Genomic DNA, 25,922 nt, shown 5'->3' with positions numbered 1-25,922 from the left:
CGAGCAGGTGGGAAACCAGGGCTTAGTGATCCGGCGGTACCGAGTGGAAGGGCCGTCGCTCAACGGATAAAAGCTACCCCGGGGATAACAGGCTGGTCTCCCCCAAGAGTCCACATCGACGGGGAGGCTCGGCACCTCGATGTCGGCTCATCGCATCCTGGGGCTGGAGCAGGTCCCAAGGGTTGGGCTGTTCGCCCATTAAAGCGGTACGTGAGCTGGGTTCAGAACGTCGTGAGACAGTTCGGTCCCTATCCGCCGCAGGCGCAGGAGGCTTGTGGGGTGCTGCCCCCAGTACGAGAGGACCGGGGCAGACGGACCTCTGGTGTACCGGTTGTCGTGCCAGCGGCAGAAGCCGGGTAGCCATGTCCGGGTGGGATAAGCGCTGAAAGCATCTAAGCGCGAAGCCCTCCCCGAGATTAGGCCTCCCACAGCGTAAGCTGGTAAGGTCCCAGGTAGACTACCTGGTTGATAGGCCGGGGGTGTAAGGGCAGGAATGCCTTGAGCTGACCGGTACTAATAGACCGAGGGCTTGAGCCTTCCGGGGCTGGTCTGGTGTCCACTGTGTGGTTTTGAGGGTGCAGGATTTCCCGGTGCCCATACCGGAGGGGTCACACCCGTTCCCATGCCGAACACGGTCGTTAAGCCCTCCAGGGCCGATGGTACTTGGCGGGGGACCGCCTGGGAGAGTAGGTCGGTGCCGGGAAACTTTCGCAAAACCCCCGCGGGACGAACCCCGCGGGGGTTTCTCATCGCTGGGCCGCCGTGTTGGGCCTCCGCGCCGCCGGGGCACGATACCCGGTGGAGGATCAGATATCCTGGATGTGGCGGGGATGGCGGTTCATTTGACAGGGGGCAAGGGTAGCCGTAAACTGGTAACGCGGCACCCTCGTGGCGTGCTGTTCGGCCTGTGCCGGACGGATGGTCGAGAAGGAGGGAGCGAGCATGGCTAAGGATTTCCTGGACAAACTGGGCCGTACCCTGAAAGAGGGTGCCCGGGTGGTAGCCCGGGAGTCCGAAGAGATGGCCAGGGTGGCCAAACTGCGGCTGGACATAGCCCGGCTGGCGGGCAAGCGGGACGACCTCTGGCAGGAGATAGGGAAGACGATATACAGCCAGTACGAAGAGGGTCGGGAAGTACCTGCCGAAGTGATGGACCTGTGCAATCGGGTCCAGGAGGTCGTGGAGAAGATAAGGGCGAAGGAAGCCGAGATCGCGGCTCTGCGGGCCCAGGCAGATACAAAGGAGGAGGCAGGTGCCCAGGCGGCAGGCGACTCCGCCGCGGAAAAGGCGCGGTACTGCCCGCAGTGCGGTAACCCGGTGGGTCCGCAGGATCGCTTCTGCAGCCAGTGCGGTAAGGCGTTGAACTGAGCGGGGCGGGGAGAGGAGAAACCGCAGGATGAACAGGTTGTACCGTTCCCGCCGGGACAGGGTCCTATTGGGGGTTTGCGGTGGCATCGCCCGTTACTTCCACGTGGATCCCGTGCTGGTGCGGGTCATCTGGGTGTTGCTCTCGCTCACGTCTTTTCCGGGCATCATAGCCTACATCGTGGCCGCCATCCTGATGCCCGAAGAACCTGCCTTCCAGGAAGCACGCCCGTCGGCGAGCGCGGCCGCCCCGGCGCCATCGGGTCAGGCGGGTCAGGGAGCAGGACCGGGTCCGGAAGACGAGGGCGTGCGCCAGCGCACCATCCGGCTGCTGGGATGGGGTCTGGTGGCGGTGGGGGCCATGGTGCTGGTGTACAACTGGCTGGTGATGGCGGGAGTCGGCCACATGCTCCGCACGCATTATCCTTTCTTGGACTGGAACTTCTGGTTGCGGCTGAGCGTATCCTGGTGGCCCGCCATCTTGATACTCCTGGGAGCAGTTATCCTCTGGCGGGGCGTGCGGAAGGTCACCTGATGGGAGGCAGAAGATGGCGAGGGTCGGAATCCCCCGCGCCTTTTCGTATTACTACTTCTATCCCTTCTTCCGGGGCTTCCTCGGGGCACTGGGGGCCGAGGTGGTCCTCTCGCCGCGAAGTTCGCGCCGCACCCTGGACCTCATGCAGGCGTGTCCCACAGACGAGCCCTGCGTTTCGGTGAAGATGTGCTTCGCTCACGCCGCCTGGTTGCGGTCGGCGCGGGTGGACTTCTTTTTCCTGCCTTACCTGGTGAGCGTGGATCCAGCCAACTACCTGTGTCCGAAGATGATCGGGATAACGGACATGGTGAGGGTGGGTCTGGGGCTGGCCGACCAGGTGGTGCTGGCACCCGTGGTGGACCGCAAGGACCGCCCGGCCACCTGGCAGCAGACTTTCCACGAAGTGGCGGCCCGCCTCGGGGTGGGTGATCCCGGGCGGGTGCGGACGGCGCTGGAAGCGGCCGAGCGTGAGCAGGCCCTGTTCCGGCGGCTGTGCAGCGAGGGGATGACCGTCCCCGAGGCCATCGCCCGTCTGGAGGGGAGAGAGCTGCCCCGGCCGCGGCGATACTCGGCCCAGGCGCGGCGGGATCCGTACCTGCGCATCGGCGTTGCGGGCCACGCTTATATACTTTACGACCTGATCGGTCACGACATCGTGGGTCGCTTGCGGGAGTACGGGCAGGTGCTCACGTGCGAGATGGTGGATGACCTGGCCGCCCGGCGGGAAATGGCCACGATCTTCGAGGGCGAGAAAATGTGGTACATAGAGGGACACCTGCTGGGGGCGGTGCTCCACTGGTTACGCAGAGGCTTGGTGGACAAGCTGGTGCTCGTCCAGGCCTTCGAATGCGGGCCCATGTCCATCGTGGAAAACTTCATACAGGAGGAGGCGGACGCGCACGGGATTCCCCTGCTTGTCCTCACGCTGGACGAGCAGACGGGGGAAGCGGGACTGGTGACGCGGCTGGAAGCATTCATTGATACGTCCCCCGTAGCGGACAGCCGGACCTTGCGTGTCTCCCCCCTGCTTCACACCACCGTCCTACCCCAACGGGGGCCCGAGCCACGCCAGCTCAAGGCGGGCGTGATCACCATGGGTAGCCTGGACGTGGGGGTGCGCGCCATGCTCCAGGAGTGTGGCGTGGAGGTGGTCAGGCTTCCCCGCCTGGGCAAAGAGACGGTGGAACTGGGCAAGGAACTGGCTCCCGAGTTCATTTGCTTCCCTATGGTTACTTTGCTGGGGGAGATGCGCCACCTGCTCGATCGGGGAGCCAACATGATCCTCATGGTTATGGGCAAGGGGAAGTGCCGGCTGGGCTGGTATGCCCAGGTGCAGGAGTTGCTCTTGCGCCGGTACGGCTACCAGTTCGAGATGCCCTCCTTTAATTCTCCCCTTCCCCTGCGCACCAACTGGGGTTCCTTCGCCCGGGTGGTCAAGCACGTGGCCGGGGGAGCCTCCTGGCCCCGGATCATAAGGGCCTTCCGCTTCGGGTGGCGCAAGGTGGTGCTCATGGACGAGGGCGAACGCCTGCTGCGCAGGTGGCGGGCCTTCGAGGAAGAAAGGGGAGCGGCGGACCGGGTCTACCAGCGCTTCCTGGTCGGTCTGGATCGGGCCTCCAGCTACCGGGAGATAAACCGGGCGTGGGACGATTTCCGGGCCGAGCTGGACGCCCTCCCCACCCTGGACACGGATCCCCTCCATGTGCGGGTGGTGGGGGAGATATACGTCCTGCTGGAGCCCCTGGTGAACAAGGATCTGGAGAAGATCGTGGGAACCCGGGTGGAGCAGAGGGTGTGGGTGCACCGGGAACTCTGCGCCTCGGACTGGTTCCGGCTGCACGTCTTCTGTGACCGTAACCTGCGGCGGAGGGAAGAGTATGTCCGTCATGCCGGGCATCCCTACCTGCGAGAACTGGTGGGGGGTCACGGCGCCGAGAGCGTGGGGGGTGCCGTCCTGGCCCCCCGCGAGGGGATGGACGGGGTCCTCCACCTGATGCCTTTCACGTGCATGCCCGAGATAGTGGCGCAGAACGTCCTGGTGCAGGCGGCCGACGAGCATGACATCCCCATCCTGACCTTCATCATGAGTGAGCAGACGGGTGAGGCGGGCATGATTACCAGGGTGGAGGCGTTCCTGGACCTCCTGGAGGAACGGCGGCGTGTGCGCCGCTCCAGCTGGGTTCCGGACCGGCGGGGTGAGGTGGTATGTCGCATTACATAGGGGTGGACGTGGGGAGCCTTACCACCAAAGTGGTGGTCATCGACGACAGGGAAGAGGTCCTCTTTTCCACGTACTTGCGCAACGCAGGAGGCCCTATCGAGGCCATCCAGCGCGGGTTCGCGGAAGTCTGGTCCCGTTTCGGTGAGCGCTTGCGGGTGACCGGCGTGGGGACTACCGGTTCGGGGCGCCTGCTGGCTGCCATTATGGTAGGGGCGGACTGCGTCAAGAACGAAATCACGGCCCATGCCACCGCGGCCCGGCATGTGGAGCCCGACGTGCGCACCGTCATCGACATCGGCGGGCAGGACTCCAAGATCATCTTCATCCGCCAGGGAGTCCCCGTGGGCTTCAACATGAACAGCGTGTGCGCGGCCGGTACGGGTTCCTTCCTGGATCACCAGGCCAGCCGCCTGGGGGTGCCCATCGAGGAATTCGGGGAATACGCCCTGAGGTCGCGCAGCCCCGTGCGCATTGCCGGGCGTTGTGGCGTTTTTGCTGAGTCTGACCTCATCCACAAACAGCAGATGGGTTACCGCCGGGAAGATCTCATCGCCGGGCTGTGCATTGCCCTGGTCAGCAACTACCTGGCCAACGTGGCCCGCGGCAAGCGCATCGAGCCCATAGTGCTGTTCCAGGGCGGAGTGGCTGCCAACGTGGGTATCCGTGCAGCCCTGGAAACCCAGTTGGGGATGCCTATCAGGGTGCCGCGGCACTTCAAGGTGATGGGAGCCCTGGGTGCGGCCCTGCTTGCCCGGCAGGATATGCTCAGCAACCCCCGCACGTCCGCGTTCCGGGGGGCGGAGCGCATCGCCGCCTTCTCCTGCCTGCCCCGCAGTTTCATCTGCCGGGACTGCGCCAACCTGTGCGAGATCAACGAGCTGTACATAGACGGTAGCCTGCACAGCCGGTGGGGTTCCCGGTGCGGAAAGTGGGAGGATCTTTCCCTGTCCTCGGCGGGGCGAGACAGTAACGAAGAAGCCCCCCTGCGTCTTTTGAGTGATGCCGGCGCAATCATGGGGGCGCGAAGGTAGTCGGGCGCCCCTGGAGTCCCGGGAGAGCTCGAGTGGCGGTTGGCGCCGCCAGCGGGGGGAGAGAGCGTGTCAGCGGGGAGCGAAGAGGGCATTTGGGGACGGCTGAATGAAGTCGAGGTCAGGCTGTTGCTGGGTTGCCTGCCCCGCAGCGTGCTGGCGGGGCTCGCGCGCGACCTGGGCGTGTCGGTGAAGGGCTGGCGCCTGGAAACGGCTCCTGCCAGGCTGCTGGCCCGGCAACTGGCTGTCTCCTGGGCGCGTCAGGCCGACCTGCGCCCGGCCCTGCTCCACGCCATCTTGAGCCACGTGCACGAGTTGGTCTGGATGATCGAGGGTTTGCCCGTGGCTGCCTTGCGATCTCATATTCCGGGGTGGGTGGAGCGTTGGGGGGCACCGGCAGTTGCCCTCTGTCTGGAACTGGACGACCGGATCACCGTACAGAAGCTGGCCCCTTCCCTTTGGGCTCGTGCCCAGGCGGAGGATAAGGGGGAAGAGGCCCCCACGCCACCTCCGGCCGGGACGGATAAGGTAGAGCGGGAACTGGCCAAACGCGAGAGGCGGCAGCGGCGCCTGCTACAGGAGCGAGACCAGACCATCGCCCGGCTCGAGAAAGAAGTGGCGGCTCTCGAACAGAAACTGGCCCAGCGTGAACAGGAGAAGGCGCGATGGATGGAGGCGGCCCGCCGCCTGGAGAGAGAGAAGGGAGAACTGGTATCCCAGCTTGAGGCCCTGCGGGGTGAGACGGACAGGTTGTGCCAGGAACTCCAAGAGCCCCTGGCCCTGCAGGGTAGGGTGTCAGAGCTGGCCGCCGCTCTGGCTCAGGCTGAGTCCCAGGCCCAGGGGTACCAGGCCAGCTGCGCCCAACTCAGCGCCCGGGTGCAGGATCTGGAGGGACAGGTGGCTGCCCTCACCCGGGAACTGGAGGCGCGGGATACCCAGATCGACCAGTTGCGTGCCCGGCTTGCGCAGCGGGATACCGAGGCGGTGCGGGTGCCAAGGCGTCCGGACTCCTCTCAGGTGCTGGACAGGCTGGTGACCGATCTGGAGCGAATCGTGCGCTCGGTGCCCCCGGCCATCACGGGCCCGGTCCAGTTCCAGCAGGGGTGGGGGATATCCTGTGGGGGTGTTCGGGTTGCCCTCCCAGATGATCTGGCCCGGGGATTGCGCCTCCTGGAGGGCGACGAGGTGGGGCTGTCAGCCTCCCCGGCCGGGGGCGTGCGCGTGTACCTCACCGGGCGTGTGCAGCGAAGAACCGTGCTGGGGTACCTGCGTCTGGGAGAAGAGCCCGTGGTGCGCACGCTCGATGGAGAGGAGTGGCTGTTGGCGCCTGGAGAGGCACAGGCGGTGGGTGCCGCCGAGGGCGACCCCGTGACCATCGAAGTCCCCGAGGGTGCCCGGCCCGGGGATGTACGGGCACGGGTGGTGCAGGTACACCGGGCGGAAAACCCCGTGCCGGCGCCCGGTATCCGCCTGCGCCGGGTTCGGACCGTACGCCGGAAGGCTCCCGCCGCACCGGAAGCCGATACCCAGGAGTTGTTCCCGGGCGATTGGCTCAAAGACTGGCGCATCCTGGTGGTGGGCGGGGACGGGCAGGAGCAGTGGTACCGGCAGGCGGTGGAGCAGAGGGGCGGCATTTTCGAATGGCACAGTGGCTTCGAGGGCCTGCGGCCCCTCGCCGGCAAGGTGCGCACGGCCGACATCATCGTGCTGGTGACGAGCAGGATGAGCCACAAGGCTTCCGACCTGGTGCGGGAGGCCAGCGAGAAGTTCACCAAGAAGCTGGTGTATTGCAACGAGCTGGGGGCGGGGGCGCTGGTGCGCAGCCTGGCAGGTGCCCTCCTCCCTGTTCGGCAGGAACCGGGTTGACCGATGGCGAACTGAATAGCCAGATGTTTGAGGGTCCGCCTGCCGTGTAGCAAAGAAGCCGCATGGGCGGCTCCCTTGATTTTTGGGCCGGCTGCAAGATGGGCAGAAGGGGAGCGTGAGGGTGGTGCGGAGGATGCTGGTGGTGCACCCGGAGAGGTGCACCGCGTGCAGGTTATGCGAACTGGCCTGCACTTTCCACCAGGACGGCGTGTTTCATCCGCTGAAGGCCCGCCTGACGGTAGGCATCTTTCCGGAGGACGACGTGTTCGTGCCCATCATCTGCGAGCAGTGTGAGGTGGCGGCCTGCCAGGAAGCCTGCCCTTCGGGGGCCATCACCCGCAACCTGGAGACGGGGGCCCTGGAGGTAAACACTTCCCGCTGCGTGGGATGCCGCATGTGCGTGATGGCTTGCCCCTTCGGCACCATGGTCCACGTGGACGTGGATGGCAAGATGCAGAAGTGCGACCTGTGCAAGGGCGACCCCCAGTGTGTGGCCGTTTGCCCGTGGGGTGCACTGGAGTACGTGGAACCGAATGATGCCGCTCTGGCCCGGCGCCGGGAGGTGGCGCGGCGGCTGGCTGGGGTCTTGAAGGGGGTGAGGGTGTGATGTACGGCTGGACGGGCAGGATGCTGCGGGTTGACCTTACCGCAGGGACCGCGACGGCGGAAGAACTCTGCCCCCACGACCTCCACGTTTTCGTGGGCGCCCGCGGCCTGGGGTCCAAGTTGCTGTACGATGCCGGCGCCTATGATGTCGATCCTTTTGCGCCGGAGAACCCCCTCATTTTCGCCACCGGCCCACTGACGGGCACGTATGCTCCCTCGGCGGGACGGTACAACGTACTCTGCCGTAGCCCGCTCACCGGGGCCATAGCTGCCTCCAACTCGGGCGGCTACTGGGCACCGGAGCTTAAGTTCGCCGGGTTCGACCTGATATACGTTACGGGAAAGGCGGCCGCCCCCGTCTACCTCTGGGTCCACGACGGCAAGGCCGAGATCAGGCCGGCCGACGGGCTGTGGGGCAAGACGGTCTCCGAGACGGAGTACGCGGTACGGGCCCGAACCCACCCGGAGGCTAAGGTGGCCTGCATTGGCCCCGCTGGTGAGCGTCTCGTCAGGATCGCCTGCGTGGTGAATGACAGGAGCCGGGCGGCCGGGCGGTCGGGCGTGGGGGCCGTGATGGGCTCCAAGAATCTGAAGGCCATTGCCGTGCGGGGCACCGGGCCGGTGCGGGTGGCCGATAAGGAAGCATTCAAGGCGGCCCGGAAGCGGGCCATGGAGAAGATCCTGACCCACCCCGTCACGTCCGCTGGCCTGCCCGCCTATGGTACCGCGGTGCTGGTGAACGTCATCAACGCCCACGGAGCGTTTCCGACCCGCAACTTCCAGACCGGGGTCTTCCCTGAGGCGGACCGCATCAGCGGCGAAACGCTGGCCAAAGAATACCTGGTACGCAAGAAGGCGTGCTTCGCGTGTTCCATGGCGTGCGGGCGGCCCACGGCGATCCCCTCCGGTCCGTACCGGGGAGCAGGTGAGGGCCCCGAGTATGAGGCAGCCTGGGCGCTGGGGGCCGACTGCGGCGTGTCCGACCTGGCGGCCGTAACCCATGCCAACTGGCAGTGCAACGAAATGGGTATTGACCCCATTTCCTACGGGGCCACCCTGGCGTGCGCCATGGAACTGTACCAGCGCGGTTACCTCAGCAAAGAGCAGGCGGGCCGGGAACTGCGTTGGGGAGACGGCCATTTGCTGGTGGAAGGGGTGCGGCTTACTGCGTTCCGGGAGGGAATCGGGAACCTACTGGCGGAGGGGTCCTACCGCATGGCCAGTGAGTTCGGTCATCCCGAACTGGCCATGACCGCCAAGAAGCAGGAGTACCCCGCTTACGAGCCGCGGGCGGTCCAGGGGATCGGGCTCAGCTACGCTACCTCCAACCGGGGTGGGTGCCATGTGCGCGGGTACACCATTGCCCCGGAGGTGCTGGGCATCCCCGAAAAGCTGGATCCCCTGGTGGCCGATAACAAGGCTTTCTGGGTTAAGACGTTCCAGGACGCCACCGCCCTGGTCGATTCCAGCGGGCTGTGCCTGTTCGTCACCTTCGCCATCGGGGTCCCAGAGATCGCGGACCTGCTGGCGGCTGCCACCGGCGAGGCTTACACCGCCGAAAGCGGCCTGCTGGCCGGCGAGCGCGTCTGGAACCTGGAGCGCATGTTCAACCTCAAGGCGGGTTTCACCCGGGCGGACGATACCCTGGCGCCGCGCCTGCTCTCCGAACCCATGCCGGAGGGACCGGCCCGGGGTCAGGTGTCACGCATCGACCTGATGCTGCCCGAGTACTATCGGCTCCGGGGATGGGACGAAGAAGGCCGGCCCACGGAGGCAACCCTGGCCCGCCTCGGGCTTAGGTGGTAGCCGTGGCGGCCGTACAGGTCCAGCTTTTCGCCACCCTTAGAGAGGTCACGGGCACGTCCCGCCTGACGGTGCACGCCTCCTCGGTGGGCGAGGTGCTCTCCTTCCTCGTGAGGACGTATGGAGAGGCACTGGGCCGTCGCCTGCTCACGCCGACGGGGGACTTGCAGGAAACTATCGCCGTGCTGGTGAATGGTCGCAACATACGGTTCCTGCAGGGCCTGGATACTCTCCTGGAGGCGGGGGACACGGTGACCCTGATCCCCCCCGTGGCAGGTGGCCGTCCGGTGTCCTGTGCGGGCGGGCGGCGAAGCCCGTGATCCCGCCGGGGGTCGGGAGGGGGCTGATCCGGTTCCGGGCGGTCGATGGGAGGTGAGGCTCATGCGCCATGTCATCGTGGGGAACGGGCCGGCCGGGTTCACGGCTGCGTGCACCATCAGGTCTCTTGACCCTCAGGCGCACGTGACCGTATTGACGGATGAGCCTCATCCCTTTTACTCCCGGGTGTTGACCTCGTATTTCATCGCCGGGGAGGTCGGAAAGGACGCCCTGTTCCTGGCGCGCGCAGAAGACTACCGTGACCGCGGCATCACCCTGCTGGCGGGCCGGGAGGTTGTGGCCGTGCGCCGCGGCGGAGAGGGCGGATGGGTGGACGTGGACGACGGGACCAGTTTGGAGTGGGACCGGCTCCTGCTGGCCACTGGTTCCGAACCCGTCCGCCTCGAGGTTCCCGGTGCCGACCTGCCTGGCGTGCTGAGCCTGCGTACACTGGCAGATGCCGAGGCCATCGCCGCCCGCGCCCGGCCCGGTAGTAGCGCCCTGGTCATCGGGGGCGGTATGATCGGCTTCAAGGCCACCGAGGGCCTGCTCGGGCGGGGGGTGCGGGTGACCATGGCCGTTACCTCCCGGCACGTCCTGTCCCAGGCTCTCGACGCGGAAGCGGGCCACCTGGTGGGGGAAATGCTGGCCCGCCACGGTGTCACCGTAATCACCGGGGTGGACGTGGTGGGGTTCTCGGCCCGGAGAGATGGCCTGGTGGCCGAGCTTTCCGACGGGCAGGCGGTAACCTGCGACCTGGCCGTGGTCGGTAAGGGCGTTGCTCCTCGGACGGCCCTGGCCCGTCACCTGGGTTTGCGGGTCAACCGCGGCATCGTGTGTGATGAGAACATGGCGACCTCCTGCCCCGGCGTGTTCGCGGCCGGGGATGTGGCCGAGGTGTACGATCCCTCCCGCGGCGAGGCCCGGGTTAACGCCCTCTGGCCCAATGCAGTGGCCCAGGGTCGGGTGGCGGGGACGAACATGGTGCGGGGACCCCGCCAGGCCTTCTGGGGAGGGATTGGGCGCAACGCTCTCTGCCTGGGAGACATCAGGATCATCAGCGGTGGTCTGGTGGCCCCCCGCGGCGACGGCTATGAAGAGGTGAAGGTACGGGGTTCCGACTTCTACCGCAAGCTGGTGATGCAGGGGGACCGGGCCGTGGGCGCCATCTTCGTGGGGGATCTCACCGGGGCTGGGGTGGTAATGGCCTACGTCCAGTCGGAGCAGCCCGCCCCCGGCCTGGCCGATGCTTTCCGCCGCGGTTGCCTCCACGCTGCCTACGTGCGCCGCCACTGTTTCGCTCACCGCTGACTCGATAATGGGACCCTGAATCTGGTGAGATGGTGAGGCCATGGTGGAACTGACAGTACTGGCGTTGAGCAGGTTGAGCGACCGTGGGGCCGCGGCCATCGAGGCTGTGGCGCCCGGGATCCGGGTATTGAGGGCTGATACCAGGGAAGCGGCAGAGCAACTGGTCGAGGAGGCAGACGTGATCTACGGTACGCGCCTGAGCGGCCCGGCTGCAGCCCGGGCCCGGCGCCTTAAATGGGTGCACGCGCCTGCCGCCGGGGTGGACCGGCTACTCACTCCCGAACTGGTATCCAGCCCCGTGCTGGTTACCTGTTCGCGGGGTCTGCATGCGCACTCCCTGTCGGAGCACACCTTCGCCCTCATGCTCGCTCTGGCCCGCCGTTTGCCCGACTTCTGGGAGGACCGGCGCTTTCGGCGCTGGGAAAGGCGGGAAGGCCGGGTCCTGGCAGGCGGGACGCTGCTGGTGCTGGGTCTGGGGGCGGTGGGGGTAGAGGTAGCCCGCAAGGGCGTCGCGTTCGGCATGCGGGTCCTGGGCATCAGGCGTGCACCGGGTCCCGTCCCCGGCGTGGAAGAGGTAGCGGGGCCGGACTCCCTGCACCGCATGCTGGGCCGCGCCGACTGGGTGGTCCTGTGCGTGCCTCTTACGGCGGAAACCCGGAAGATGATCGGGGAACGCGAACTGAAGGCCATGAAGCCCTCCGCCTGCCTGATCAACGTAGCCCGGGGAGAGGTGGTGGACGAACCCGCCCTGGTGGCGGCCCTGAAAGCAGGGTGGATTGCGGGGGCGGGGCTGGACGTATTCGCCACCGAGCCCTTGCCTCCCCAGAGCGAGCTCTGGGGCCTGCCCAACGTGGTCCTCACGCCCCACATGGGCGGCAGCATGGAGGATTACGAGGAGCGGGCCCTGGAGATATTCGTGGATAACCTGCGCCGTTTTCTCGCGGGAGAGCCCCTCTTGAACGTGGTGGACAAGCAGCGTGGCTATTGAGGGCGGTTGTGGGCGCCGCTGTCCGGGTGGTAAGATATGAAAGACTGTGGACTCGGATGTTCGTCCGGGGGGTGGGTATTTGCCCATAAGCGTTCGGGAAGTGGAGCACGTGGCCTGGCTGGCGCGGCTGGAGTTGGCCGGCGAGGAGAAGCAGGCGATGGCCGAGCAACTGGGCCGCATCCTGGACTACATGCAGAAGCTGAGGGAGGTTAGCACGGAGGACATTCCTCCCACGTTCCATGCCCTGCAGGGGATGACCACTCCCCTGCGGGAAGATCGACCGGAGCCCGGGCTTCATCCCGGCGAAGCGCTGGCGGGTGCTCCCGACCGGGTGGGCGAACTGTTCCGGGTTCCCCGGGTGGGTGACGCGGATGGTGATGGGGCGTGATCGCGCAAGCGGCGGACGCCATCCGGAAAGGGGAGTTGCGCGCTCGCGAGTTGGTGGAGTCGTGCCTGAGTCGTATCGCCGGGCTTGATGGCCTGCTGGGCTGCTTCTTGAGCCTGGACGGCGAGCGGGCCCTTGAGCGGGCGGCTCGGATCGACGAGGAGCTGGCGCGGGCCCGGCAACGGGGTGCGGGAGCGGCCGGTCCTGGCGGGATGCGGGCGGGGACGCGTGAGGCCGCGGCGGAGGCGGACGGGGTGCTGGCCGGGGTGCCGTACGCATGCAAAGACAATATTTGCACCCGGGGTTTGCGCACCACCTGTGCCTCGCGCATTCTGGAGGAGTACGTGCCCCCGTACGACGCCACCGTGGTGCACAGGCTGGCCCGGGCGGGTGCCATCCTGGTGGGTAAGACCAACATGGACGAGTTCGCCATGGGTTCCTCGGGTGAGAACTCCGCCTTCTTCCCCACCCGTAATCCCCGGGACACCACGCGGGTACCGGGTGGGTCTTCCAGCGGTTCGGCGGCGGCGGTGGCCGCCGGCCTGGTACCCTTTGCCCTGGGGTCCGACACCGGGGGTTCGGTGCGGCAGCCGGCTTCTTTTTGTGGAGTAGTGGGTATGAAGCCCACCTACGGCCGGGTGTCCCGCTACGGGCTGGTGGCTTTCGCCTCGTCCCTGGATCAGATAGGGCCGCTTACCCTCACCGTCGAGGATTGTGCCCTGGTGATGGAAGTCATCGCCGGTCACGATCCCCGCGACGCCACCTCGGCTCAAGTCTCCGTACCCAACTATCGGGAAGCGCTGGGGCGAGACGTGGGGGGATTGCGCCTGGGGGTGCCCCGCGAGTACATGGGAGAGGGGATTGAGCCCGGGGTGCGGGAAGCTGTCAACGCCGCCCTCCGGGTGTTCAGCGACCTGGGCTGTGTGGTGGAAGAATGTTCCCTCCCCCACACCGAGTACGCCCTGGCCGTGTACTACCTGGTGGCCCCGGCGGAGGCGTCGTCCAACCTTGCCCGTTACGATGGGGTCCGCTACGGGCTAAGGGTGGATGCCGGCGACATCACCGCCATGTACTCCCGCACCCGCCGGCAGGGGTTCGGACCCGAGGTGCGCCGCCGCATCATGCTGGGTACGTACGCCCTGTCCGCGGGTTACTACGACGCCTATTACCTGAAGGCCCAGAGGGTAAGGACCCTGGTCAAACGTGACTTCGAACAGGCTTTCTCCCGTTACGATCTGTTGCTTGCCCCCACCTCGCCCACGGTGGCATTCAGGCTGGGGGAGCGCACAGAGGATCCCCTGAGTATGTACATGGCTGACGTGTGCACCATTCCTGTGAACCTGGCGGGCATCCCGGCCATATCCATCCCGTGCGGGGAGAGCGAGGGTCTCCCGGTGGGACTGCAGATCATGGGACCGCCCTTCGCCGAGGTCACCATCCTGCAGGCGGCGCATGCGTTCGAGCAGGCCACCGCCGGGGCTCCCTGGCGGAAACGGGAGGGTGAGCGGCGGTGAACGAAGTCAGCGTGCGTCCCCGGGAGACGGGAGTGCCGGCGGGCTGGGAGGCGGTCATCGGCCTGGAGGTTCACGTCGAGCTTTCTACTGCCTCCAAGATGTTCTGCCCGTGTTCCACCCGGTTCGGAGCCCCGCCCAACAGCCAGGTCTGCCCGGTGTGCCTGGGCCTGCCCGGGGTCTTGCCCGTCCCAAACCGGCAGGCGGTGGAACTGGCGGTGAAGGCCGCTCTCGCCCTTAACTGCCGGGTGGCCACTTACAGCAAGTTCGACCGCAAGAACTACTTCTATCCCGACATGCCCAAGAACTACCAGATATCCCAGTACGACCTGCCTCTGGCCGGGGACGGGTACCTGGAGATTCCGGCCGGGCAAGGGTCCAAGCGGGTACGCATCCGGCGCCTGCACCTGGAGGAGGATACGGGCAAGTCCATGCATGCCGCCGATGACATTGTCACGGCCCGCTACTCCCTGGTCGACTTCAACCGGGCAGGGATCCCCCTGGTGGAAATCGTGTCTGAGCCCGATATGAGTACTCCGGAAGAGGCCCGCCTGTACCTGGAGAAACTCAAGGCCATCATGCAGTACTGCGGGGTATCCGACTGTCGCATGGAGGAAGGATCCCTGCGGTGCGACATCAACGTTTCCGTGCGGCGGCCCGGACAGGAGGCCGGGACCCGCACCGAGATAAAGAACGTGAACTCTTTCCGGGGGGTGGAGAGGGCGCTGGCATACGAGATCGCCCGCCAGGTGGAGGTTTTGGAGTCCGGCGGGGAGGTGGAGCAGGAAACCCGCCACTGGGACGAGGGGGCGGGGCGCACTCACACCCTGCGCACCAAGGAGTACGCCCACGATTACCGCTACTTCCCGGATCCCGACCTGCCGCCCCTGGTGCTGGATCCGGCCTGGATAGAAGAGATCAGAAGGTCATTGCCCGAGTTGCCAGATGCCAGGCGGGAGAGGTACATCCGGGAATTCGGTCTGCCACCTTACGACGCCGCCGTGATCACCGCCTCCCGGGCCCTGGCCGAGTTCTTCGAAGAAACGGTACGTGTCTATCCCCAGCCCAAGACGGTGTCCAACTGGGTGATGGGGGAAGTGCGCCGGTACCTGAACGAGAGTGGCCTGGAGCCCGAGGAGATTCCGCTGCAGCCTGCGGCCCTGGCCGAACTGCTGGCCATGGTGGAGCGGGGTGCCATCAACATGCGGGTGGCCAAGCAAGTTTTCACAGAGATGTGCCAGACCGGGCGCCTGGCCCCGGAGATAGTGCGCGAGAAAGGACTTGAGCAGGTGAGCGATGAGGCCCTCATCGAGAGGGCTGTGGAAGAGGCCATCGCGGCGAACCCGGCCGTGGTGGCAGACTACCGCAAGGGAAGGGAAAAGGCCCTGGGGTTCCTGGTGGGGCAGGTGATGAAGGCCACCCGGGGTAAGGCGAACCCCCAGGTGGTGAACCGCCTGCTCCGCGACCGCCTGGGACTGCCCGGGACGGAGGGGGTATAGATGGCAGGGCTCCTTACGCCGCTGGAATACAGGGGACTCGTGCTGCGCAACCGCATCGTCATGCCCCCCATGGCCTCGGACGTGGCCACCCCGGAGGGCGAGCCGACCGGGCGCCATCTCGACCATTACCTGCCCCGGGCCCGGGGGGGCGTGGGTCTGGTCATCGTCGAACACAGTTACGTGGAACTCCGGGGGCGGCTCACCCGCACCCAACTGGGCATCCACCACGATGGGCTGGTGGACGCCTTCCGCCCGCTGGTGGATGCCATTCACGAGACGGGGGCGAGGGTGGCCATTCAGATTACCCATGCGGGGGGTGCCACCACGGAAGAGGTGTGCGGCACCCGGCCCGTGGGTCCCTCGGAGGTTCCCCACCCCAGGTCGGGATGCGCTCCCCGGGCTCTGGGTGCGGAAGAGTTGCCTTCCCTCGTCGAGGCGTTCGGTGCTGCGGCCCGCCGGGCGCGCCTGGCCGGGTTCGACGCCGTGGAAATCCACGGTGCTCACGGTTTCCTTCTGAACCAGTTCCTTTCTCCCCTCACCAACCGCCGTCAGGATGGATACGGCGGTTCCCTGGAGAACCGGGCTCGCTTTCCTCTGGAAGTGGTGCGGGCCGTGCGCCGGGCCGTGGGGCCGGACTTCCCGGTGCTGTACCGGCTGGGGGCCGCGGATAACGTTCCCGGTGGTCTTACCCTGGAGGAAAGCCAGGTGGTGGCACCCTGGCTGGTGGAAGCGGGCGTGGACGTGCTGGACGTCTCCGGAGGCCTGGGGGGATCACGGCCGCCCGGGGCCCCGCCCGGATATTTCGTGCCCCTGGCGGAAGGAATCAAGAGGGTGGTGGAGGTCCCGGTGGTGGTGACGGGCGGCATCACCGATCCCTTCTTCGCCGACGGGATCGTGCGCGCGGGCAAGGCCGACCTGGTGGGGATCGGCAGGGCGCTCCTGGCTGATCCCGATTGGGCCCGCAAGGCCATTGCGTCCCTCGGCAGTTCCTGACGGTGTATGGGTGAGGGAGCGGGGGAATGGGTTGACCGGGAGGGAGGAGATGACCATGACCTTTCCCAAGGCCGATCTCTTCAAGCGTTTCCTCGCGTCACTTATTGACAGCATCATTGCCGGTGCCCCCGGATTCATCCCCGTTGTGGGTGCCCTGGTGGGGGCAGCTTACACGCTGACCAAGGACGCCCTGGTGTACGAGATCACCAGAGACGCCCAGTGGAAGAACCGTAGCATCGGCAAGAAGCTGCTCGGGCTCGAGGTCGCGAATCTGGGAGGCGGCGACATCGACCTGGTTACTTCTGCGAAACGGAACATTACCCTGGCCCTGGGGACCCTCCTCGGCGTGGTCCCCCTGGTAGGATGGGTGGCCGGTGCCGTGGTGGGATGCATCCTGGGGATCATCGAAATCGTTCTGGTACTCGTCGATCCCCAGGGCAGACGGTTGGGTGACAGGCTGGCCAACACGCAGGTGGTGGAGACGGAAAAGCTGGCACTCGCCCAAACCCAGCAACAGCAGGGTCCGCGCACATGATGGGTCGGTGCCCGCCGCCGCTGGGTGGAGCCCCTGGCGTTGCGGGCAGGGGACGAGGTGGGAGGCACGGGATTGTCCACGAGGTACTGTCTGGTATACGTCACGGCGGGCAGCGAAGAGGAGGCGGTCCGGCTGGGTGAGGCGGTTGTTTCCGCCCGCCTGGCCGCCTGTGCGAACGTCTTTCCCGGCGTCAAATCCGTCTATCGCTGGGAAGGTAACCTCGAGCACGCCACCGAGGCGGTGCTGGTTTTGAAGACCAGGATGGATCTCGTTCCCGCCCTGCGGGATGAGATCAAGAGCCGCCACAGCTACCAGGTGCCCGCCTTCCTGGTGATCCCCCTGGATCAGGTGGAGCTGGCATATGCCTCCTGGATGAACTCCGAGCTGCGGCCCACCTGAGCGCAGGCGGTGAGGGTGAATTCGGTCCCGTCGTCCATGCGCACCACCAGGCTACGCCCGTCCGGCATGGATTTCACCTCCGCGATTTCTTCTTCCTTGAGGGTAACGGTTGTGCCGGCCTGGGGCGAAGAGAGGGTGAAGGTCAGGAAGGGAGCCTGGATCGCAGGCGCAGCAACGTGGTCCACCACACAGGTGAGGTTGCTTTCCAGATTGGCCAGCCTGGCCTGCAGGTGGGCCGACCGCCCCTCCAGAAATTGCAATATGCGCTGGTAGCGTTCGCCCACGGCGGACGCCTCCTTTCGTACCGGAGAGCCTGACGGTCACTGAAGAGCTGCTGCAGCGTTGCGGATCGCCAGTCCCATCTCTCCTGTACTTTGAGCCGCCATGGGCTCCCTTATCCGTGCGGGCGGGTAGTTAATGCTGTCCGACCAGCCCCTTCACGCCGCGGAATGCGCGCACGAGCACGGCACCCAGGACCACGCTGGCGAGCCCTTGCAGGCCGTTCTCGGGTATGGTGGCGAGTGCCGGCGCGAATCCCTGGAGTACCACTACGGAAGCCAGGTAGTATCCCAGTACCATCCAGATGGCACCGGCCACCATGGCACCCACCGTGCGCGGCGACAGTGCCTGCCGGCGCACGAAGGCGCGGTGGGCGAGCAGGCCCACCAGGAGTCCTTCTGTGCCCTTTATGATCAGGGTCCACGGCGCCCACACGGCGTATCCCGTCAACACGTCAGCCAGCGCCGATCCGAGTCCCCCCGCGATGGCGCCCGTTCGGGGCCCAAACCATAGAGCTGCGCAGAAGATCACGGCTTCTCCCACGTTGAGATAGCCCTGTGTGGCCCCGGTAGGGATCTTGATGGCCATGGTGGCTATAGCCACCAGAGCCACGAACAGGGCGGTGAGGACCACTTCTTTCAACAGACTCCTGGACATGGGAAACCGTTCCTCCCCTTCCTTTGCCTTATTGGGGAGCCCGGACGGGGCTGCTAACTGAAGGGCCCCCTCCGCTGCGAGGGAGCCCTTCGGGGAAGAAGCCAGGCTAACGTGCACCTATGTGCTGCCCCGTATTCCTGGTGCCCTCTCCCATTCAGACTTTACTGTCGGCCCCGGATTCTCACCGGAGTCAACCGCTGGGGCTGATGGGCTCGTCCCCTGCCATCTGGCAGGAGCATCACCACCGGTTGGGAATTGGGAAGGCTGCTTCCCTCACCCAGCCCCGAAGGCTACCACCCGGCTGCATTATAGCACAATGATGAGCCCGGGGGGCTGCAGCAAGCAGCGCAGCAAGCAGCGAAGTTGACCTCGCGCGGCCAGGCTGTTAGGATGCCATACGGGGTGAGCGTATGTGGCCGCGTAACCATCTGTTGCTGGTCGAGGTGGGCCGGCCAGGCGGGCGCCGGTTCCTCATCCCGGTCGCCCTGGCTGTGGTGGAAGATCTGGTGCGGTCCTGGCTCGATCTGGTACACCTCACCGGCGGGGTGATCCTGCACCTGGGACTTCGACGCCTGCTCGGGCGGGGGCCGGGATGGATGTTCTCTTTGCTCGGTGACACCCTGCGGTCACGCCCCGGCAGGCCGGGCCTGGACGGGTTATGGCGCGTGTGGAGCGATGTCCGGAGGAGCGGCAGGCGCACGCTGCTGGAGTTGCGACCGGGAGGCGTGGAGGTTTCCGTGCGGTTATGGTAGAGGATCGGACTGCTCCGTGGCGACTTTTTCTTCCCTGTATTCGGGATACCTGAGCCCGTATGTGGCGGCGGAAGTGGGGTGCCTGGCCGTACGCAGGCGGGAGGCCCTGGATCTGCTGGACGACATGTTGACGGGGCTGGTGCTGGGGGGATGGATGTGGACTTGCGTGGAGTGCGGGTGCTCCTGTTTGACCTGGACGGCACGCTGCTGGGCCTGGACATAGATGCTTTCGTGCCCGTGTATTTTGGGGCACTGGCGCGCCGCTTCGATGGCATCCTGCCGGCGTCCACCCTGGTGGATGCCATCCTCGCTTCCACCCGGACCATGATTTCCGACCGCGACCCCACCCGTTCCAACCAAGAGGTGTTCTGGAGCGACTTCTTGCCCCGGGTGGGTCTTGGCCGGGAGAGACTGGATCCAATATTCACTGCCTTTTACCGGGACGAGTTCCCCTCACTGGCACACATGGCTCGTCCCCTTCCCGAAGCCCGGAAGGTCCTCGAGCATGCCGTATCCCGAGGCTACACTCTGGTACTGGCCACCAATCCCCTGTTCCCCCGGGTGGCCATCCGCGAGCGCATGCGGTGGGGAGGAATAGACGACATTCCCTTCGCCTTCATCACCGCATACGAGGACATGCACGCCTGCAAGCCGCAGCCCGAGTACTACCGGGAGATCCTGGACGTGGTGGGTGCGCGTCCGGAGGAATGTCTTATGGTAGGGAACGACGTGCAGGAAGACCTGGCTGCCTCCCTGCTCGGGATCAGGACGTTCCTGGTGGAAGGGCCTTATCTGCGCGACAAAGGGGAGCCGCGCTACCAACCCGACGCCCGCGGCAAGCTGCTCGATCTGATCCACCTGCTGTAGGCAGGCCCGGGGTGGGTTGCTGAGGGTCAGAACCGGCAGGGTCCGGGGGGAGGAGCTTTGCTTCGGGTGCCGAACTCTTACCGGGCCCCGCCATCCCGGCGCGGGCGAAGACACCTTCTGGGGGGAACCGCAGATGAAGGTCATAAAAGGCGGAAAAGTGCTAACGATCACGCGGGGAACCATCGACGGGGGCGTGGTCCTCATTGACGGGGGCAAGATCAAGGCGGTCGGCAAAGACATTCCCATTCCGCCCCAGGCGGAAGTGATAGATGCGAGCGGGTGCTGGGTCACTCCCGGCTTCATCGACGCTCACAGTCACATAGGCCTGTTCGGGGAGCCCCACGTGTGGGCTCACCAGGATGGCAACGAGATGACAAATCCGGTTACTCCCCACATGCGGGCCATCGACGCCATCAACCCGGCCGATCCCTCGTTTGCCGACGTGGTGGCGGCGGGGGTCACGGCGGTGTTCACTGGCCCCGGCAGCGGGAACGTCATCGGGGGCCTGGGGGTGGCCATCAAGCTGGTGGGGCGCACGGTGGAGGAGATGGTGATCCCCGGCACCGAGGCGCTCAAGATGGCATTGGGCGAGAATCCCAAGCGGGTATACGGGGAAGGCAAGAAGCAGCTTCCGTCAACGCGGATGGGGAACGCGGCCGTGATGCGAGAGGCCCTGGTCTCCGCTCAGAATTACATGCGCAAACTGGAACAGGCGGCCAACAAGGAGGATGCTGCACCCCCCGAGCGCGACCTGCGCTGGGAGACCATAGCCCGCGCCCTGCGCCGGGAAATCCGCGTGCGCATCCACTGCCACCGGGCCGACGACATGATGACTGCCATCCGCATCGCCGAGGAGTTCGGGTTGCTTTTCTCCCTGGAGCATGCCACCGAGGGGTACAAGATCGCGGATATCCTGGCGGCAAAGAATGTCCCGTGCGTGGTGGGGCCCCTGCTCATGAGCCGCAGCAAGATGGAGTTGAACGAGGTGACCATGAAGAACGCGGGCATTCTGGCCAAAGCGGGCGTGAAGGTGGCCATCCAGGTGGATTCCGCCTCCTCAACGCGCTGGCTGCCCGTGCAGGCGGGCCTGGCGGTACGTTACGGGATGCCCGAGGACGACGCCTTCCGGGCCATCACCATCAATGCCGCCGAGATCATGGGGGTGGCCGATCGGCTGGGAAGCCTGGAGCCGGGCAAAGACGCCGATATCGCCATCTTCAACGGGCATCCCTTCTGCACGTTCACCCAGGTGGAGAAGGTGTTCATCGACGGCAAGCTGGTCTACGAGAGGCCGGCCGACCTGGCATCGGGCCACACCGGCCCCTGCAGGTAGGGGCTGGTGGGGAAGGAGGAAGGGGTTTCAGCAATGGTGGCGGGAGTGGTGGTGGCATCCGCCAACGGGCGGGTGGGTATCATGCGGGCAGTAGAGGTGCTGCGCCGGGGAGGTTCGGCACTGGATGCGGTGGAGGCCGGGGTGCGAGAGGTGGAAGCCAATCCTGACGACCATACGGTGGGATACGGCGGTTTGCCCAACCTGCTGGGAGTGGTGGAACTGGACGCCGCCGTCATGGACGGGCGCACCCTGGCCACGGGTGCGGTAGGGGCGGTGAAGGGGTTCGCCCATCCCGTCTCCATTGCCCGGCGCGTCATGGAGGAGTTGCCCCACGTGTTCCTGGTGGGGGAAGGCGCGGAGCGCTTTGCGCGGGAGGTGGGATTTGCACCTACCGAGCTGCTGACCGAGGAAGCCCGTCAGGTCTGGCTGCGCATGCTGCGGGAGGAGGGGCAGGTGGAGGATCCCTCCCGCCTGCCCTACCTGGAGAAGATGCGCCAGTACGTGGGATGGGCCATGGATCCCGAGAAGGCGTCGCCGGGGACGGTGAATTTCCTGGCCCTTGATCGGGCAGGAAACCTGGCCGCCGCCACCTCCACCAGCGGCTGGGCCTGGAAATACCCGGGACGCCTGGGTGACAGCCCGGTGGTGGGGGCGGGACTTTACGCGGACAACCGGTACGGTGCCGCGGCCTGCACCGGGCGGGGGGAGATGACCATCAGGGCCTGCACCGCGTACAGCCTGGTGCGGTACCTCCGGGAGGGGCTGACCCTGGAAGAGGCGGGTAGACGGGCCATGGAAGAACTGGGCCACCTGGTAGATCGCTACTTCAGCACGGTGAGTGTGGTCGCTATGGACCGGTGGGGCAACCACATGGCGTTCTCCAACCGGTCAGGCGCTACCTACGTATTCATGACCGAGGATATGGAAACTTATCAGGAGAGGGAGAGAGTGTACGTTCCCGTGACCCGCGGGCGCTCACTGTGAAATTGCACACTTCTTTGTTGACATACCGGTCCGCCCGGGTGTAAGCTTGCCTGTGGATGTTGCTGAACCCTAACGGCGTCATTGCAGGAAGGTTGCGGCAAGGATGGGGGTGGGGGGCAGGTGGACAGTTTTCTGGAAGTCGTCATCTTCGTGGCGGCTGGTTTTCTTTTTGTGCCCGTTACCATGCTGGTGGGGAAGTTGCTGCGACCCCACCGTCCTTATCCGGAGAAGCTCACCACCTACGAGTGCGGCGAGCCGTCGGTCGGTAATGCCCAGATAAGGTACCACGCACGCTACTACCTGTTCGGTCTGCTTTTCCTGGTGTTCGACATCGAGACAGTCTTCCTTTATCCGTGGGCGGTGATGGTCAGGCACCTGGGAGTCTGGGGCCTGGTGGAAATGGTCGTGTTCATAGCCGTGTTGGTGATCGGCCTGGTGTACGCGTGGCGCAAAGGGGTGCTGGAATGGGTATAGCGGAGAGCGAACACCTTCCCGGGATCATCACTACAAACGTTAAGCGGGTCCTCAACTGGAGCCGCAAGAACTCGCTGTGGTACCTGCTGTTCGGCCTGGCCTGCTGCGCCATCGAGACGCCCATGGCTGCCGGTGCGGCCCGTCACGACCTGGACCGCTTCGGCATGTTTTTCCGGGCCTCGCCCCGGCAGGCAGACCTCATGTTCGTGGCGGGCACAGTTACCGAGAAGATGGCCCCCCGGGTAAGGGTCCTGTACGACCAGATGGCGGAGCCCCGCTGGGTGGTCGCGGTGGGGGCGTGCGCATGTTACGGCGGGCCCTACCGGGACGGTTACAACGTGGTTCCGGGCGTGGACAAGATCATCCCCGTGGACATCTATGTACCCGGATGCCCTCCCCGCCCGGAGGCGGTGCTGTACGGCATCCTGCAATTGCGGGCCAAGGTGTTGCGAGAAGGACTGCCGCCGGATCCCCGGTTGCTGCAGAAGGCTCGGGCAGGGAAGGTGGTATGAGTTGCCGACGCAGGTGAACGCAGAAGAACTGGCAGCCTCCCTGGGCGAGCGGTTGGGTGTAGAGGCAAAGGTGGCGGGGACGGACCTGGTGCTGGACGTGCCCCGCGAGCGGTGGAGCGATGTGGCCCGGCTCCTGCGGGACGACCCTGCCGTAGATGCCCGCTTCTTTTCGTTCCTCACCGCTGCCGACGGTAAGGATTCCATCAGCCTGGTGGTTTACCTGCGTTCGTTGAGCAGGAAGCTCTCGCTGGTGATGAAGACGACCCTTTGCCGGGAATCACCACAAGTGGCCAGCCTCTGCGGGGTGTGGGCGGGGGCCAGCTGGCACGAGCGGGAAGCGTGGGACATGTTCGGTATCCGGTTCCAGGGTCATCCGGACCTGCGCCGCATCCTGCTCTGGGAGGGGTACCCCGGACATCCCCTGCGCAAGGATTTCGTCGACCCCCGGCCGGCCCGGGAGCGGGTGGGGCCGCAGGACCGGCCCGCACTGCTGGCTCCCTGGGGGAATGTCTCCGGAGCCGGCGGTGCGGCTGTTCCCGTGGCGGGGGTCCCTGACGGTGCCCGGCCTGCCGCCGGGGCTGGGGAAGCCAGTGGCGAGGCCGAGCCGGAAGTGCTGGAGGTAAATATGGGGCCCCAGCATCCCAGCACCCACGGGGTGTTGCGGGTGGTCGCCCGCTTCGACGGTGAAGTGGTCAGGAGCGTAGAGCCGGTCATCGGCTACCTGCACCGTTGCTTTGAGAAGGTGTGTGAGGGCTGGAACTACGCTCAGATAGTTCCGTTCTGCGACCGCAACGACTACCTGGGCGCCATCACCAACGAGTGGGCGTACTGCCGCGCCGCCGAGGCACTGCTGGGCATCGAGGTGCCCGAACGGGCGGAGTACCTGCGGGTGATCACCGCCGAGTTGCAGAGGATATGCAGCCACCTGCTCTGGTTCGGTACCTTCTCCCTTGACCTGGGTGCCACCACCCCGTTCATCTATGCCTTCCGGGAACGGGAGATACTGTACGACCTGTTCGAGAGCCTCTGCGGCGCCCGGCTGCTCTACGGGTACCTGCGCCTGGGGGGTGTACGGAACGACGTGCCGCCCGGGTGGTTCACCGAGGTGGAGCGCTACCTGCGCATGCAGGAGGAGAAGCTGAAGGAGTACTACGACCTCCTCATCGACAACGCCATCTTCCTCAGCCGCACCAAGGGGATCGGGGGCATTTCCGCCCAGGACGCCATCGCCTACGGCGTTTCCGGGCCCATGCTGCGGGCATGCGGCGTCAACTGGGACCTGCGCAAGGACGAGCCCTACTCCGTCTACCCGCGCTTCTCCTTCGATGTCCCCCTCGGGGAGACGGGCGACCTGTACGACCGCTGCATTGTGCGCATGCGGGAGATCGAAGAGAGCATCCGCATCGTCCGGCAGGCCGTGGCTTCCATCCCCGAAGGGGACGTGGTGGGGAAGGTGCCTCGGGCCCTGCGCCCGCCGGCGGGAGCCGAGGTGTACGGCCGGGTGGAGGGGCCGCGGGGCGAGGTGGGCTGCTACCTGGTGTCCGACGGTTCCCCCAAGCCCTGGCGCCTGAAGTGGCGGGGACCGTGTTTCTCCAACCTGCAACCTCTTGACCTCATGGCCCGGGGACATAAGGTGGCAGACCTGGTGGCCATAGTGGGGTCTACGGACATCGTGCTGGGGGAGGTGGACCGGTGAGCATTATTTCCTCCCTCAATGCCCTGGTGGGGTCGTTGCCCGGGTTCTGGTCGCCCCTGGTGTCGGCCCTCATCAAGGTGCTCCTGGTGCTGGGCTTCGTGTTCGGCAACGAGATCATGCTCATCTGGATGGAGCGCAAGGTGTGCGGGCGCTTCCAGCGCCGCAAGGGACCCATGTACGTGGGCAGGCCCGAGGGTTGGTTGCAGAGTCTCCCGGACGTGGTCAAGCTCCTGGCCAAGGAAGACGTCATTCCGGCCCGGGCTGATCGCTGGTTGTTCGTGCTGGCGCCCATGGTCATTATGGTGCCGGCAGTGGCCCTGTTCGTTGTGATTCCCTTCGGCCCCGGCTGGGTGCCGCGGGACCTGAACATCGGGATTCTCTACCTGGTGGCCCTGGGGTCCTTCACCATCCTGTCCCTGTTCATGGCCGGGTGGGGTTCGGGAAACAAGTGGTCCACCCTGGGTGCCATGCGGGCGGTGGCCATGTTGCTGGGGTACGAGGTACCCCTGGCCCTTTCCCTGGTTGGGGTGGCCATGGTGGCGGGATCCCTGAGCCTGGTAGACATCGTGCACGCTCAGGAGCGGGCCTGGTTCATCGTGCTGCAGCCCCTGGGCTTTGCGGTCTTCCTGGTGGCGGCGGCCGCGGAACTGAACCGCACCCCCTTCGACCTGGCGGAAGCCGAGCAGGAGTTGGTGGCCGGGTACCAGGTGGAATACAGCGGCATGCGCTGGGCCATGTTCTTCGTGGCCGAGTATGCCAGCCTGATCGCCATCTCGGCCATCGCCGCGACCTGCTTCCTGGGAGGGTGGCTGGGGCCCGTGGCCTCCGGGCCCTGGTGGTTCCTGGCCAAGCTGTACTTCTTCATCTTCTTTTTCATGTGGGTGCGGTGGACTTTCCCCCGCATCCGGATCGACCACATGATGGAGCTGGGCTGGAAATTCCTGCTGCCGGTGGCCCTCCTGAACATAGTTCTCACCGGCATCGGCCTGGCTCTGTGGGGGTAGG

At 65.9% G+C, this 25,922-nt stretch carries 27 protein-coding genes, 2 rRNA genes and 1 pseudogene; 28 read left to right on the top strand and 2 right to left on the bottom strand.

Annotated features, from left to right (window positions below; genetic code table 11):
• The 18 genes from AB1446_13115 to cutA form a co-directional block, all read left to right on the top strand.
• A 23S ribosomal RNA gene (locus AB1446_13115) occupies positions 1 to 538 on the top strand; the annotation flags it as partial.
• A 48-nt stretch (positions 539 to 586) separates the two neighbouring features.
• Positions 587 to 703: ribosomal RNA gene (rrf, locus tag AB1446_13110) — 5S ribosomal RNA — on the top strand.
• A 239-nt stretch (positions 704 to 942) separates the two neighbouring features.
• Positions 943 to 1,368, top strand: coding sequence for a zinc ribbon domain-containing protein (locus AB1446_13105; GenBank protein MEW6547822.1), 426 nt, complete (start codon positions 943 to 945; stop codon positions 1,366 to 1,368).
• A 28-nt stretch (positions 1,369 to 1,396) separates the two neighbouring features.
• A complete protein-coding gene (locus tag AB1446_13100; protein MEW6547821.1) occupies positions 1,397 to 1,900 on the top strand; it encodes a PspC domain-containing protein in 504 nt (167 codons plus the stop codon).
• Between the two features lie 13 nt (positions 1,901 to 1,913).
• A complete protein-coding gene (locus AB1446_13095) occupies positions 1,914 to 4,121 on the top strand; it encodes an acyl-CoA dehydratase activase-related protein (GenBank protein ID MEW6547820.1) in 2,208 nt (735 codons plus the stop codon).
• A complete protein-coding gene (locus AB1446_13090; GenBank protein MEW6547819.1) occupies positions 4,106 to 5,152 on the top strand; it encodes an acyl-CoA dehydratase activase in 1,047 nt (348 codons plus the stop codon). Before AB1446_13095 ends, AB1446_13090 begins: the two co-directional genes overlap by 16 nt.
• Positions 5,153 to 5,218: 66 nt before the next feature.
• A complete protein-coding gene (locus AB1446_13085) occupies positions 5,219 to 7,015 on the top strand; it encodes a DUF2325 domain-containing protein (protein MEW6547818.1) in 1,797 nt (598 codons plus the stop codon).
• A 133-nt stretch (positions 7,016 to 7,148) separates the two neighbouring features.
• Positions 7,149 to 7,622 carry a 4Fe-4S dicluster domain-containing protein gene (locus AB1446_13080; protein MEW6547817.1) on the top strand — a complete coding sequence of 158 codons (474 nt, stop codon included), beginning with the start codon at positions 7,149 to 7,151 and terminating at the stop codon, positions 7,620 to 7,622.
• Positions 7,622 to 9,427 (top strand): aldehyde ferredoxin oxidoreductase family protein, encoded by a 1,806-nt coding sequence (locus AB1446_13075; protein ID MEW6547816.1) that lies wholly within the window; start codon positions 7,622 to 7,624, stop codon positions 9,425 to 9,427. The genes AB1446_13080 and AB1446_13075 overlap by 1 nt, the downstream gene beginning before the upstream one ends.
• A 2-nt stretch (positions 9,428 to 9,429) precedes the next feature.
• Positions 9,430 to 9,744, top strand: a complete 315-nt coding sequence (locus AB1446_13070; GenBank protein MEW6547815.1) for a ubiquitin-like small modifier protein 1 — start codon at positions 9,430 to 9,432, stop codon at positions 9,742 to 9,744.
• Positions 9,745 to 9,805: 61 nt separating this feature from the next.
• Positions 9,806 to 11,053 carry an FAD-dependent oxidoreductase gene (locus tag AB1446_13065; protein MEW6547814.1) on the top strand — a complete coding sequence of 416 codons (1,248 nt, stop codon included), beginning with the start codon at positions 9,806 to 9,808 and terminating at the stop codon, positions 11,051 to 11,053.
• Positions 11,054 to 11,093: 40 nt separating this feature from the next.
• Positions 11,094 to 12,041, top strand: coding sequence for a D-2-hydroxyacid dehydrogenase (locus AB1446_13060; GenBank protein ID MEW6547813.1), 948 nt, complete (start codon positions 11,094 to 11,096; stop codon positions 12,039 to 12,041).
• A 79-nt stretch (positions 12,042 to 12,120) separates the two neighbouring features.
• Positions 12,121 to 12,429 carry an Asp-tRNA(Asn)/Glu-tRNA(Gln) amidotransferase subunit GatC gene (gatC, locus tag AB1446_13055; protein ID MEW6547812.1) on the top strand — a complete coding sequence of 103 codons (309 nt, stop codon included), beginning with the start codon at positions 12,121 to 12,123 and terminating at the stop codon, positions 12,427 to 12,429.
• Complete coding sequence (gatA, locus tag AB1446_13050; GenBank protein MEW6547811.1) at positions 12,426 to 13,940, top strand: Asp-tRNA(Asn)/Glu-tRNA(Gln) amidotransferase subunit GatA; 1,515 nt, start codon at positions 12,426 to 12,428, stop codon at positions 13,938 to 13,940. The genes gatC and gatA overlap by 4 nt, the downstream gene beginning before the upstream one ends.
• Positions 13,937 to 15,436, top strand: a complete 1,500-nt coding sequence (gatB, locus tag AB1446_13045; protein ID MEW6547810.1) for an Asp-tRNA(Asn)/Glu-tRNA(Gln) amidotransferase subunit GatB — start codon at positions 13,937 to 13,939, stop codon at positions 15,434 to 15,436. The genes gatA and gatB overlap by 4 nt, the downstream gene beginning before the upstream one ends.
• Positions 15,437 to 16,429, top strand: a complete 993-nt coding sequence (locus AB1446_13040; protein ID MEW6547809.1) for an NADH:flavin oxidoreductase — start codon at positions 15,437 to 15,439, stop codon at positions 16,427 to 16,429.
• 55 nt (positions 16,430 to 16,484) lie between these two features.
• The gene (locus AB1446_13035) at positions 16,485 to 16,964 is read left to right on the top strand and encodes an RDD family protein (protein MEW6547808.1); all 480 of its coding nucleotides are present in this window, start codon (positions 16,485 to 16,487) and stop codon (positions 16,962 to 16,964) included.
• 72 nt (positions 16,965 to 17,036) lie between these two features.
• Complete coding sequence (gene cutA, locus AB1446_13030) at positions 17,037 to 17,363, top strand: divalent-cation tolerance protein CutA (GenBank protein ID MEW6547807.1); 327 nt, start codon at positions 17,037 to 17,039, stop codon at positions 17,361 to 17,363.
• Here the strand turns inward: cutA and AB1446_13025 are convergent.
• Positions 17,309 to 17,647 carry a hypothetical protein gene (locus AB1446_13025; GenBank protein ID MEW6547806.1) on the bottom strand — a complete coding sequence of 113 codons (339 nt, stop codon included), beginning with the start codon at positions 17,645 to 17,647 and terminating at the stop codon, positions 17,309 to 17,311. The genes cutA and AB1446_13025 overlap by 55 nt on opposite strands.
• 130 nt (positions 17,648 to 17,777) lie before the next feature.
• Entirely contained in the window at positions 17,778 to 18,299 is a 522-nt protein-coding gene (locus AB1446_13020) for an ECF transporter S component (GenBank protein MEW6547805.1), read from the bottom strand.
• Between the two features lie 410 nt (positions 18,300 to 18,709).
• Here AB1446_13020 and AB1446_13015 point away from each other — a divergent pair, with 410 nt between their 5' ends.
• From AB1446_13015 to nuoH, 10 genes and pseudogenes are all read left to right on the top strand, one after another.
• Positions 18,710 to 19,051, top strand: coding sequence for a hypothetical protein (locus AB1446_13015; GenBank protein ID MEW6547804.1), 342 nt, complete (start codon positions 18,710 to 18,712; stop codon positions 19,049 to 19,051).
• A 16-nt stretch (positions 19,052 to 19,067) separates the two neighbouring features.
• The gene (locus AB1446_13010; protein ID MEW6547803.1) at positions 19,068 to 19,274 is read left to right on the top strand and encodes a hypothetical protein; all 207 of its coding nucleotides are present in this window, start codon (positions 19,068 to 19,070) and stop codon (positions 19,272 to 19,274) included.
• Positions 19,208 to 19,918 carry an HAD family hydrolase gene (locus tag AB1446_13005; GenBank protein ID MEW6547802.1) on the top strand — a complete coding sequence of 237 codons (711 nt, stop codon included), beginning with the start codon at positions 19,208 to 19,210 and terminating at the stop codon, positions 19,916 to 19,918. Before AB1446_13010 ends, AB1446_13005 begins: the two co-directional genes overlap by 67 nt.
• Positions 19,919 to 20,051: 133 nt before the next feature.
• Positions 20,052 to 21,251, top strand: a complete 1,200-nt coding sequence (locus AB1446_13000) for an amidohydrolase (GenBank protein ID MEW6547801.1) — start codon at positions 20,052 to 20,054, stop codon at positions 21,249 to 21,251.
• A 6-nt stretch (positions 21,252 to 21,257) separates the two neighbouring features.
• Positions 21,258 to 22,235 carry a N(4)-(beta-N-acetylglucosaminyl)-L-asparaginase gene (locus AB1446_12995; protein ID MEW6547800.1) on the top strand — a complete coding sequence of 326 codons (978 nt, stop codon included), beginning with the start codon at positions 21,258 to 21,260 and terminating at the stop codon, positions 22,233 to 22,235.
• Positions 22,236 to 22,355: 120 nt separating this feature from the next.
• A complete protein-coding gene (locus AB1446_12990; GenBank protein ID MEW6547799.1) occupies positions 22,356 to 22,709 on the top strand; it encodes an NADH-quinone oxidoreductase subunit A in 354 nt (117 codons plus the stop codon).
• Positions 22,700 to 23,221, top strand: coding sequence for an NADH-quinone oxidoreductase subunit B family protein (locus tag AB1446_12985; GenBank protein ID MEW6547798.1), 522 nt, complete (start codon positions 22,700 to 22,702; stop codon positions 23,219 to 23,221). The genes AB1446_12990 and AB1446_12985 overlap by 10 nt, the downstream gene beginning before the upstream one ends.
• A 13-nt stretch (positions 23,222 to 23,234) precedes the next feature.
• Positions 23,235 to 23,648, top strand: a pseudogene (locus tag AB1446_12980) (NADH-quinone oxidoreductase subunit C).
• A gap of 198 nt (positions 23,649 to 23,846) precedes the next feature.
• On the top strand, positions 23,847 to 24,917 hold the full coding sequence (locus AB1446_12975) for an NADH-quinone oxidoreductase subunit D (GenBank protein MEW6547797.1): 1,071 nt from the start codon (positions 23,847 to 23,849) through the stop codon (positions 24,915 to 24,917).
• Positions 24,914 to 25,921 (top strand): NADH-quinone oxidoreductase subunit NuoH, encoded by a 1,008-nt coding sequence (nuoH, locus tag AB1446_12970; GenBank protein MEW6547796.1) that lies wholly within the window; start codon positions 24,914 to 24,916, stop codon positions 25,919 to 25,921. Before AB1446_12975 ends, nuoH begins: the two co-directional genes overlap by 4 nt.
• Position 25,922: the final 1 nt, after the last annotated feature.

It is taken from the genome of Bacillota bacterium (genome assembly GCA_040757085.1).
In the GTDB taxonomy this organism is placed as follows: Bacteria; Bacillota; Sulfobacillia; order JACIYH01; family JACIYH01; genus JACIYH01.
This window is presented reverse-complemented; position numbering and strand designations above follow the sequence as displayed.

Bases quoted from the DNA above. Each gene is read 5' to 3' on its own strand.
- AB1446_13105 (MEW6547822.1), top strand. From the start codon at position 943: ATGGCTAAGGATTTCCTGGACAAACTGGGCCGTACCCTGAAAGAGGGT.
- AB1446_13100 (MEW6547821.1), top strand. From the start codon at position 1,397: ATGAACAGGTTGTACCGTTCCCGCCGGGACAGGGTCCTATTGGGGGTT.
- AB1446_13095 (MEW6547820.1), top strand. From the start codon at position 1,914: ATGGCGAGGGTCGGAATCCCCCGCGCCTTTTCGTATTACTACTTCTAT.
- AB1446_13090 (MEW6547819.1), top strand. From the start codon at position 4,106: ATGTCGCATTACATAGGGGTGGACGTGGGGAGCCTTACCACCAAAGTG.
- AB1446_13080 (MEW6547817.1), top strand. From the start codon at position 7,149: ATGCTGGTGGTGCACCCGGAGAGGTGCACCGCGTGCAGGTTATGCGAA.
- AB1446_13075 (MEW6547816.1), top strand. From the start codon at position 7,622: ATGTACGGCTGGACGGGCAGGATGCTGCGGGTTGACCTTACCGCAGGG.
- AB1446_13065 (MEW6547814.1), top strand. From the start codon at position 9,806: ATGCGCCATGTCATCGTGGGGAACGGGCCGGCCGGGTTCACGGCTGCG.
- AB1446_13060 (MEW6547813.1), top strand. From the start codon at position 11,094: ATGGTGGAACTGACAGTACTGGCGTTGAGCAGGTTGAGCGACCGTGGG.
- AB1446_13040 (MEW6547809.1), top strand. From the start codon at position 15,437: ATGGCAGGGCTCCTTACGCCGCTGGAATACAGGGGACTCGTGCTGCGC.
- AB1446_13035 (MEW6547808.1), top strand. From the start codon at position 16,485: ATGACCTTTCCCAAGGCCGATCTCTTCAAGCGTTTCCTCGCGTCACTT.
- AB1446_13020 (MEW6547805.1), bottom strand. From the start codon at position 18,299: ATGTCCAGGAGTCTGTTGAAAGAAGTGGTCCTCACCGCCCTGTTCGTG.
- AB1446_13015 (MEW6547804.1), top strand. From the start codon at position 18,710: ATGTGGCCGCGTAACCATCTGTTGCTGGTCGAGGTGGGCCGGCCAGGC.
- AB1446_13000 (MEW6547801.1), top strand. From the start codon at position 20,052: ATGAAGGTCATAAAAGGCGGAAAAGTGCTAACGATCACGCGGGGAACC.
- AB1446_12985 (MEW6547798.1), top strand. From the start codon at position 22,700: ATGGGTATAGCGGAGAGCGAACACCTTCCCGGGATCATCACTACAAAC.
- AB1446_12975 (MEW6547797.1), top strand. From the start codon at position 23,847: ATGGGGCCCCAGCATCCCAGCACCCACGGGGTGTTGCGGGTGGTCGCC.